This window comes from Streptococcus suis, from assembly GCF_016743335.1.
Taxonomy (GTDB): domain Bacteria; phylum Bacillota; class Bacilli; order Lactobacillales; family Streptococcaceae; genus Streptococcus; species Streptococcus suis_Y.
In genome coordinates this window covers 1-6553 of sequence record NZ_WCJE01000066.1, presented here as the reverse complement: position 1 = coordinate 6553, position 6553 = coordinate 1, and the positions used below count along the sequence as shown (strand labels likewise).

General features: G+C 41.6%; 7 protein-coding genes. 4 read left to right on the top strand and 3 right to left on the bottom strand.

Annotated elements, in window-relative coordinates; all coding sequences use genetic code 11:
• Positions 1-23: 23 nt before the first annotated feature.
• From F9856_RS11490 to F9856_RS11480, 3 genes are all read right to left on the bottom strand, one after another.
• Complete coding sequence (locus F9856_RS11490; protein ID WP_002938710.1) at positions 24-332, bottom strand: DUF1827 family protein; 309 nt, start codon at positions 330-332, stop codon at positions 24-26.
• A gap of 54 nt (positions 333-386) precedes the next feature.
• Positions 387-848, bottom strand: a complete 462-nt coding sequence (locus F9856_RS11485; RefSeq protein WP_202106682.1) for an NUDIX hydrolase — start codon at positions 846-848, stop codon at positions 387-389.
• Positions 849-1033: 185 nt separating this feature from the next.
• On the bottom strand, positions 1034-3265 hold the full coding sequence (locus F9856_RS11480; protein ID WP_202106681.1) for an ATP-dependent Clp protease ATP-binding subunit: 2232 nt from the start codon (positions 3263-3265) through the stop codon (positions 1034-1036).
• A gap of 223 nt (positions 3266-3488) precedes the next feature.
• Here F9856_RS11480 and F9856_RS11475 point away from each other — a divergent pair, with 223 nt between their 5' ends.
• From F9856_RS11475 to F9856_RS11460, 4 genes are all read left to right on the top strand, one after another.
• A complete protein-coding gene (locus F9856_RS11475; protein ID WP_002938704.1) occupies positions 3489-3719 on the top strand; it encodes a DUF1797 family protein in 231 nt (76 codons plus the stop codon).
• Positions 3720-3844: 125 nt separating this feature from the next.
• Positions 3845-4534, top strand: a complete 690-nt coding sequence (locus F9856_RS11470; protein WP_002938702.1) for an amino acid ABC transporter permease — start codon at positions 3845-3847, stop codon at positions 4532-4534.
• Positions 4527-5261 (top strand): amino acid ABC transporter ATP-binding protein, encoded by a 735-nt coding sequence (locus tag F9856_RS11465; protein ID WP_202106680.1) that lies wholly within the window; start codon positions 4527-4529, stop codon positions 5259-5261. The genes F9856_RS11470 and F9856_RS11465 overlap by 8 nt, the downstream gene beginning before the upstream one ends.
• Positions 5262-5390: 129 nt before the next feature.
• Positions 5391-6239, top strand: a complete 849-nt coding sequence (locus tag F9856_RS11460; protein WP_014735556.1) for a bifunctional methylenetetrahydrofolate dehydrogenase/methenyltetrahydrofolate cyclohydrolase — start codon at positions 5391-5393, stop codon at positions 6237-6239.
• The last annotated feature ends 314 nt before the right edge of the window (positions 6240-6553 follow it).

The window sequence follows — 6553 nt, the reverse complement described above, 5'->3', positions numbered from 1 at the left end:
AAAAAAAGAAGCCATTTGGCTTCTTACACTTCTGCGATAATGGGAATAGACATTTCAATCAAACGGTCTGTGTGAATCGTTTGAATGGCAGCCTTGTTAATAGTTCGTTCATCAATTTTTCGATGAAGGAAGAAATCACGAATTTGCTCGATTTCATTTTGTTGTACTGCACGGTATTTATTACTAATCAAGAGTTCATAATGACGGGGTGCCTGTGTGAAAATAACGTCTGTATTACCTGCAGAATAAGTCTCTACTAGGAAAGCATCAGTATTAGCCAACTGGCTTTGGACAAGATTGGGATGACTATTTGTCGTGTTAATGATTTTCATGTGGAACCTCCTCTATCTCTTTGGCTACATTATAGCACGATTAGAGTGTTTTTACTAGTTATTGAATGAATTTTCTTGCAATTTCCATTGTTCAATGCCCCATTTGTGACTACCACGTTTGAGTTTATCGATGGCTTCATTGACTGGGAACCAGGCAACATGGTTGAAATCTTCTAGTGGTTGTCCTATTTGATGGTAGCTAGTTACTTCATAGATGTAGGCTGGATTATAGAAATGGGTATCGCGGTGGCTAGAGTAGAAGTATTCGTCAGCCTGACCAAAGTATTTTCCGATTTCAGCGGTAAATCCAAGCTCTTCCATCAATTCGCGCTCCAAAGCAATGAGGTGATTTTCTCCCTTTTCAATTTCTCCACCAGGAAGAAACCAAGCTCCGTTTGGTGCTTGAACGAGTATAATCTGTTCTTTCTTTTCATCTGGGATAACTGCGTAAACACCAAAGCGACTCTGGTAGCTGACGCCAGCTTTCTTTTCTCCAAATACAGCAATTTTCTCCATAGGCAATTCTATCCTCTTTCATAATTGGAATGAGTTGTATACATTATACCACTTTTTTATTATTTTTCCTTGTGATAGGCTTTACAAAGTAAAGTTTTTTTATAGGATGGAGATGGGGAAAAAATTAGAAAAATAAAGTAGCAAAACAGTAAAATAGGCTACTCGTAGAGAGCAGCTCTATTTTCTTATTTTGTCTTTGTTTGTGCCTTGATTTGAATTGTACCTTTACTTGACATGACAGCACGTAGGTCTTTTTCTGCTGGATGTTCTAAGTAGAAGTCGGTGATAGCATCTTCAATCTGATCTTGGATGGTTCTGCGTAGTGGACGAGCTCCCATCTTTGGATCGTAGCCAAGGTCCACTAATTTCTCCTTAACTTTATCTGTTACATGGAGGCTGATGCCATTGTGAGAAAGGCGTTTGTTTACATCGTCTAGCATGAGGCTAACGATTTCAAGTAGGTTTTCCTTGCTCAGTGGTTGGAACTCAATAATACCGTCAAATCGGTTCATAAATTCAGGTGTGAAGAAATTGCTAAGTTGGCCAAGGACTGATTGAGTCCGCCCTTCTATAGCCGCACCAAAACCGACACTTGCTTCAACTTTTCCAGTACCAGCATTTGATGTCATGATGATAATGGTATCTTTGAAGCTGACAGTACGACCTTGTCCATCTGTCAGACGCCCATCGTCTAAGACCTGAAGGAACATGTGCATGACATCTGGGTGGGCTTTTTCAACTTCGTCAAGGAGGATGAGTGAGTAAGGATTACGACGGACTTTTTCAGTTAGCTGACCGGCTTCCTCGTAGCCTACATAACCTGGAGGAGCTCCGACGAGTTTAGCGACAGCGTGTTTTTCCATGTATTCGGACATATCGAAGCGGATCATGCTGTCAGCCGAACCGAAGAGTTCGATAGCTAATTGCTTAGACAATTCGGTTTTACCGACACCTGTTGGTCCGACAAAGAGGAAGGATCCAATGGGACGATTTGGAGCACCGAGACCGACACGGTTACGGCGGATGGCTTTAGCTATCTTGTCAACTGCTTCATCTTGTCCGATAACATGGGCTTTTAAGTCACTAGCGAGGTTCACAAGCTGGGACTGTTCCTTTTCTTTTAAATCACCAACTGGGATATTTGTTTTTTGCTCAACGATGGCCTCAATTTCTTTTTCAGTAATGAGTGGAATATCTTCCTCGCTGATAGTTGCCTTTTGCATCTCCTTGTACTTAGCAATTTGGTCACGGAAATAGGCTGCTTTTTCATAGTCCTCATCCCGTGTAGCTTGTGCCTTACGATTTTCGGCATCAATCAGGCGTTGGTCAATTTCCTTTGGATCAATAAAGTTGAGGGTCAAATTCATTTTTGAACCAGCTTCATCCAGAAGGTCAATAGCTTTGTCTGGCAGGAAACGGTCTTGAATGTAGCGGTTGGACAGTACTGCGGCAGCTTCGATAGCAGCATCGGAGTATTTAACATGATGGTAATCCTGGTATTTATTTTGGATACCTTTGAGAATAGTAATGGTTTCTTCGACACTTGGTTCTTCAACTTTTACAGGTTGCATACGGCGTTCTAGGGCGGCATCTTTTTCGATAATACGGTACTCGTTGAGCGTTGTTGCACCGACTAGCTGCATTTCACCACGTGCGAGGGCTGGTTTGAGGATATTGCCTGCATCCATGTTACCATCGCCTGCAGAGCCAGCACCGACAATTTCGTGAATCTCGTCAATAAAAAGAATGATTTCGCGACGATTACGGATTTCTTCCATGAGTTTTTGCATGCGTTCTTCAAATTGTCCGCGGATACCTGTTCCTTGTACGAGGCTGACAACATCCAGACGAATGACTTCCTTGTCTCGTAATTTTTGTGGGACATCGCCATCGACAATTTTTTGAGCCAAGCCTTCAACAACCGCTGTTTTACCTACACCAGGCTCACCGATAAGAACAGGGTTATTTTTTGTACGGCGGTTGAGGATCTCGATGACACGGACGATTTCTTCATCACGGCCAATTACAGGATCAATATCGCCCCGGCGGGCAATCTCAGTCACGTTAATTCCAAATTCTTCCAAGAGTCCGTTTGGCTTCTGTGGTTGTTGTGGAGGTGGAGTCTGTCCGCCTCGACCATTGTTGCCACCACCAGCCTGTGTAGGCGGTGTTTGGTTGCGGGACTTACCAGCAGGTGTATTGCCAGGATAGCCTCCCAGATGATTGAAAAATTCGCTGAAAGGATCCATGTTATTTGGATTGGTCAGGTCACCCAAGCCTTGCAAAATGGCATTGTTAGGGTCTGTTTTCATGATTTGGTAGCAGTTGTGACAGAGGTCTACCTGCTGCTGTTTACCGTTTAAGTTGGTGTAGAGATGGATCGTTGCGTCGTTGATATTACAATTTTTGCAGAGCATAATTCTACCTCTTTCTGTGAAAAAATGTGACCTATTGTTAAATAGTCAAAAAAGGTCAGTTCTAGCTTTATTATAACAAGATTCATAGAAAAATCAAGAAACTGCTACGCTTGGAAAAACTTTCTATGAAAAATAGGGCGATAGGAAGAAAATAGGGAAAAAATAAGACTTTTTTGGCAATATGTGGTAAAATATTCCTATAAAAAGGATTAGGAGAACGAATATGGAATCACATTTGGTGAGAATTATCAATCGTCTGGAAGCTATGGCTAATGACGGCGGTACGTTGAAACGTAATTTCGAACGTGATGGTATTGTTGTTGCAGAAGTGGCTTATAGCTATGACGAGGAAAATGGTTCAGTATTTACCTTGCGTGATGTTGCTGCTCGTGAAACGTACGCGTTTGACAGCATCGACTTGATTGCAATGGAAATCTATGAGCTATTGTACTAAGAAGAAGTGAGAGGCACCTAAGGGTGCTTTTTTCTTATGTAAAATGAATATTATAAACAAAAGTATTGCATAAATATTCAAAAATGGTATAATAGACTCTAAATGACAGAATTGGAGTAGGATGAATGAATTTTTCTTTTTTGCCTGAGTATTGGGCTTATTTTAATTATGGGGCAATTGTTACCCTCATTATTGCATTTTTCTCAGTATTTTTTGGTAGTATTTTAGGTGTGTTGCTTGCCTTTGCTCAGCGTAGTAAGTATAAAGTTTTAGCTTGGACTGCTAATATCTATGTCTGGATTTTTCGTGGGACACCGATGATTGTTCAGATTATGATTGCTTTTGCGATGACACATTTTGTAGCACCAACTTTTCAGCTAGGAATTTTGACGGTAGATTTGACACGCTTGATTCCAGGTATCATTGTTATTTCGATGAACTCGGGTGCCTATGTATCTGAAACTGTTCGTGCAGGTATTAATGCTGTACCAAAAGGACAGTTGGAAGCTGCTTATTCGCTTGGTATTAGACCAAAGCAGGCGATGCGTTACGTTATCATGCCACAGGCTATCAAGAATATCCTTCCTGCCTTGGGAAATGAATTTGTGACTATTGTTAAGGATAGTTCACTGTTGTCAACCATCGGTGTGATGGAATTATGGAACGGTGCTCAGACAGTTCAATCCACTTCTTATATTCCTTTAACACCACTTGTATTTGCAGCGAGCTATTATCTAATTATGACAACGGTGCTAACAGTGATTATTCAGTCGTTTGAGAAAAAGTTGAACAAGGGAGGGCAGTTCCATGTCTAATGCAATTATTTCTATCAAGGATTTACATAAGTACTTCGGAAAGAATGAGGTTCTAAAAGGAATTGATTTAGATATTCAACAAGGTCAGGTAGTCGTTATTATCGGTCCATCAGGGTCAGGGAAATCGACTTTCTTACGTACAATGAACCTCTTAGAAGTACCGACCAAGGGAACTGTTACATTTGAAGGTGTTGATATTACTGACAAGTCAAATGATATTTTCAAGATGCGTGAAAAGATGGGAATGGTTTTTCAACAGTTCAATCTTTTTCCGAATATGACGGTATTAGATAATATTACTTTATCACCTATTAAGACAAAGGGAATTGCAAAGGATGAGGCTGAGAAGAAGGCTAGGGAATTACTTGAAAAGGTAGGATTGCCAGATAAGGCGAATGCCTATCCACAAAGCCTTTCAGGTGGTCAGCAACAGCGGATCGCTATTGCGCGTGGTCTGGCTATGGACCCAGATGTCCTACTTTTTGATGAACCGACCTCTGCACTAGACCCTGAAATGGTTGGTGAAGTTCTTGCTGTTATGCAGGATTTGGCCAAGTCAGGGATGACCATGGTTATCGTGACTCATGAGATGGGATTTGCGCGTGAGGTAGCTGACAGGGTTATCTTTATGGATGGCGGTGTCATCGTGGAGGATGGAACGCCTGAAGAAGTCTTTGAACATACCAAGGAAGAACGGACCAAGGATTTCTTGTCTAAGGTCTTGTAATAAATGAACAAATAAGTACGACTCCGACATTGTTCGGAGTTTTTTGCTAAATGCTATATTCTACTTTGGACAAGTATAGTCAGTCGGAGAATTTTAGGGTATAATAGAAAAAACAAAAGGAGTGTAGGTATGACAGTCATTGATGGGAAAGCACTAGGTGTAAAATTGCAGGCTGCCTTGGCGGAGAAAACTGCTCGATTAAAAGAAGAAAAGGGGTTGGTACCAGGTCTTGTAGTTATTTTAGTTGGCGAAAATCCTGCTAGTCAGGTCTATGTACGGAATAAGGAGCGGTCAGCTCTAGCTGCTGGATTCAAGAGTGAGGTTGTTCGCGTTCCAGATACGATTACTGAGTCAGACTTGTTGGATTTGATTGAGCGCTATAATCAGGATGATGAATGGCATGGTATTTTGGTGCAATTGCCCTTACCAGCCCATATCAGCGAGGAGAAGGTCTTGTTGGCCATTGACCCAGATAAGGATGTGGATGGTTTTCATCCGACTAACATGGGGAAATTCTGGTCTGGTCATCCTGTTATGATTCCATCTACCCCAGCAGGAATTATGGAAATGTTCAAGGAATATCAGATTGAGCTGGAAGGGAAGTCAGCTTTAGTTATTGGTCGTTCTAATATTGTTGGTAAACCGATGGCACAGCTGCTGCTGGATGCCAATGCTACTGTAACGATTGCGCATTCTCGTACCAAAAACTTGCCAGAGCTTGCTCGTCAGGCCGATATTCTTGTTGTTGCCATTGGTCGTGGTCATTTTGTGACCAAGGAATTTGTTAAGCCAGGTGCCGTGGTGATTGATGTTGGTATGAATCGTGATGAAAATGGCAAGCTAATCGGTGATGTCAAATACGATGAGGTATCAGAAGTGGCAAGTTATATTACCCCAGTTCCAGGTGGTGTTGGTCCGATGACTATTACCATGTTGATGGAACAGACCTATGAAGCTTGTGTCAGAAGTGCAAAATAATTATCTGAAATATCAGCTATGTGGTGTAGCTGGTATTTTTTATTTTGGGTGTGGGAAGACGAAATCAGAGAAGTGGTACGGGAGTGGGAAAGACATCCATGATGGCTCCGCCCTCACCCACAGAATAATGAAAACGAACATAAAGCCCTCACTAGGTGTATAATCTTAGTGAGGGCTTTGTGGTTGACGAGTTAATGATGTTAGTCATCGAGGGAAAAACTGATCCACTCTACTGACGAGCACCCCAAAATATGCGATAGGCATGAGTATAAAAATACGACTAAAATTCGGTAGATAAGCTCTCTAATTTTTAG